The organism is Sulfurirhabdus autotrophica (genome assembly GCF_004346685.1).
GTDB lineage: Bacteria > Pseudomonadota > Gammaproteobacteria > Burkholderiales > SMCO01 > Sulfurirhabdus > Sulfurirhabdus autotrophica.
Window position 1 is genome coordinate 1 of the sequence record NZ_SMCO01000058.1, and the last position, 1,118, is coordinate 1,118.

Here is a 1,118-nt window from a genome sequence, read left to right on the forward strand (position 1 = left end):
TGAGCGATAACATGTGGGGTTCCCTTTGGCTTGGCTTATTGCGGAGTGACTGTGGCAGTCACCCCGGTCATCAGGGTGCCGTTGATGTCGTAGGCCTTGACAGTAGGCTGAGAGAGGCCAGTAATGCCACCAGTGATATAAAATTTCTGACTAATAAATGTCAAATTTTTTCTGGCTGTCAAACCATTATTGGGGGTCACCATCACTATCAGTTTGGTACCATCATCTGACCAGGTGACATTCTTCATATCCCCTTTAGGATTTACGACCCAAGCTTTACCTATTCCTGGTGTATGGGTAAACTCTACCTGTATCGAATGGGGAATTATATCTTTCCCATTCGCATCTTTTAATCCATTAAACATAACCGTAGATACATCGGCGCGCTCGAATGTGCGGACCAGATTTAAACCACCAAAATCGGTTGCTATCTTCAAAGGCGCACCGAGCTGGTTATAAACGCTGAATAGATTTGAGCTGCTTGTTCCAGGCAGAATTTCAATGGTTGCAGGCAAGATCGATGCGCCAGCGCTGTCTTCGATTGACACTTGCGCAATCCCTGTATTCAAGACGGCGGGCATATCCAGTAACATGACGGTTTGCCACCAGTCTCTGTCAGCGCCGATTAACACAGAAATATTAGCCCCCGTCACACTTTCATTATCACCAAAATCGGTCTGAGCAAGGTCACTCACAACTGCCTTGGATGCCGGGTCTGGATACAGGTTGATTACGCCGCGCACTCTCACGTCATTTGGCGCATATACTGTCTTAACACCCTTGCTATCTTTAATCGTTACAGTCAAATTTTGTCTCGCTAAATGATGTCTGCCAATTGCCAGCGAAACCGTTTCACCTTGCCGCGCCGCAGTGGTAAAGGTTTGTGTTCCGACACATCCCTCTAATCCACCCAAAGCCAACGGCAGCAACAACAGCAATAAATAAGACTTTGTAATATTCAGTTTCATAGGTGTCTCCTGCTTTCTTTGAATTCTTTGATTTAGTAATCTGCCGTTTAAAACGTTTCCAGCCCCAATGCCTTTCTTCTGATGCGCGACACATCCGCTGCATCGATGATGCCGTCCGGAGCCGCATTAGGGGCTACATCCCCATGCATG

The 1,118-nt window shown here is 46.9% G+C and carries 1 protein-coding gene; it reads right to left on the reverse strand.

The annotated features are described in order from the left end of the window. Nucleotides 1-35: 35 nt before the first annotated feature. Nucleotides 36-968 carry a hypothetical protein gene (locus tag EDC63_RS18470; RefSeq protein WP_124946295.1) on the reverse strand — a complete coding sequence of 311 codons (933 nt, stop codon included), beginning with the start codon at nt 966-968 and terminating at the stop codon, nt 36-38. Nucleotides 969-1,118: the final 150 nt, after the last annotated feature.